This is a genomic window from Maritimimonas sp. 2210JD6-3, assembly GCF_056591795.1.
Genome location: NZ_JBWQOJ010000080.1, coordinates 1 through 1,884, shown reverse-complemented (window position 1 = coordinate 1,884; position 1,884 = coordinate 1). Strand labels below are relative to the sequence as shown.

Annotated in this window: 3 protein-coding genes; all 3 read right to left on the bottom strand. The window is 32.6% G+C overall.

The annotated features are described in order from the left end of the window. Positions 1–220, bottom strand: a 220-nt coding sequence (locus AC1EUY_RS15990) for a hypothetical protein (protein WP_480196553.1), incomplete at its 3' end; no start/stop codon positions are given. A gap of 3 nt (positions 221–223) precedes the next feature. Continuing rightward, a complete protein-coding gene (locus AC1EUY_RS15985) occupies positions 224–847 on the bottom strand; it encodes a hypothetical protein (protein WP_480196552.1) in 624 nt (207 codons plus the stop codon). A gap of 243 nt (positions 848–1,090) precedes the next feature. Next, the gene (locus AC1EUY_RS15980; protein WP_480196551.1) at positions 1,091–1,738 is read right to left on the bottom strand and encodes a hypothetical protein; all 648 of its coding nucleotides are present in this window, start codon (positions 1,736–1,738) and stop codon (positions 1,091–1,093) included. Positions 1,739–1,884 lie beyond the last annotated feature (146 nt).

Genomic DNA, 1,884 nt, shown 5'->3' with positions numbered 1-1,884 from the left:
ACCCAACGTTTTTTTCTTTCAGTTTGTTACTAATTAATTTAAAAATAAATAAGGCAGGAATTAATATTCCATATAGAATTAGTACTCCATTCCAATCAATTTCTTTTTTCATACCTAACCTTGCTATCAACATCAAAATTGATATAAAAAAAGTAAACAAGGCAACAGCATAAAAGTATTTAAATCCTTTTGCAAGTAGCGATTTTAATTCAGGATTCATTTATTAACCAACGTTTTTATTCTTTATTTTTAAAGCCAATTTTCTCCCATCTAAAAATTCCCATTCTTCACTTTTTGTGTCAATAATGGCATAAATGTTACGAGTGTCTTTGTCTAATTCAACCAGTTTTTCGGTCAGCTTATCATTCGGGTAATTTTTTGAGTTATCATAAGCTAATTCAATTATTTTGTCTATTGACGATTCCCAAGTCGAATCAGATAAATTTAAGTCAAATAGCAATTTTAAATTTCTGTTGTCTGCTGTTTGAATGTATATTGAAAAAGCTTTAGATTGAGTATTGGTTTTGTCAATTTTATTTGTCGAAATATCAGCAGTTAGAGTCCTAACATTTATTTTTCTACTATCAATAGCGTTTCGTTTCAGCCACTTTTTAAGTGTTTCGTAATGGTCTTTTCCGAATTCTGATAAAAATCCACCAAAATAACTTTGAGCAACGAATATTGCTATAATTCCAGGAATAGTCCATTCAATAGCTGCAAATGGTTCGTTAGGTATTTTATTTACCTGTAAATTCAATTTGTCAGCTTTGATTTCATACGTGATTTTTTCAACCAATTCATCTGGAAATTCATCTGGACAATTAAGCATTATGTGTGGTCTGTTCATTTTTTCCAAATGTTGGGTAACGGTGCGGCTAAGCGTAGTGCGGAGGCAAGGAAACGTTGAGTTTCCGTCTGCGCACGAAGCTAAAGCTTTTGCTTTTTGTTTTTTTGTTCCAAAGTTAAATCCATAAGATTTAGCGACTTTATAAATGTACGTAGACCATTCGATTTTGCCCTAAAGTCCGCATTACGTTTAGGTTGTGTTACCCAACGTTTTTTTGCGTAATCTTATTCAGGTAAACCGGATTCATATTTTTAGATTAATCCCTAATTGTATTCCGTAAGCATAAGGTTTGTAGTCTTTTCCAAAATCTTTGTCACTATATGTGGTTAGTGCTGATTTGTAGAACCCTTCGGCAAGAATGCTCCAATTACTATTGATGCTTAAAATGGCTCCGATTTTGGGCTGTATGGCTAATCCACTTTTAAGTAAGGGATAATCTTCTGTCGGAATTTCATAGATAAAATCGTTTTCTATAAAAAACCTAACTTTTTTTTCTGGATTAAAAATATACCTATAACCAATAGAAACACCATAAAAGCTCCATCGCTTAGTAAGTTCATAGGGGGAGAAAGTGCCACCACCATCTCCAGTAAGTCCTGTTTCCCAATACCTATAACTAGAAGCGCCTAGTCCTATCTTCAAACTATTTTTTTGATTTAATTCTCGATAAAGATTTAGAGAGCCATTTGGTGTATTTTTTGGTTTTTGCTCTTCGGGAAAGCAACCTTCAATACAGCGATTCTGGTTGACCGGTTGGTTGTAATGCAACGTTCTTGAAAGGCCTAGATTAAATTGTATGCTATATTTACTTTTGGGACTATCTTGACCTATGAGAGTTTTAGGGTATGCAAACAATAATATCAATAGTAAAATATGGATTGAATATTTCATTCGGTTGTAATCTAATTAGAACTTTAAGGATGTTTATTTTCAACAATGGTTGCGTCTTAGTAATGTCCATTCGCGCAAACCTTTTTTTAGTCATTATCGCTTATTTTGACTAAACATTAATATTTTGTCAAAATGTTGGGTAACGT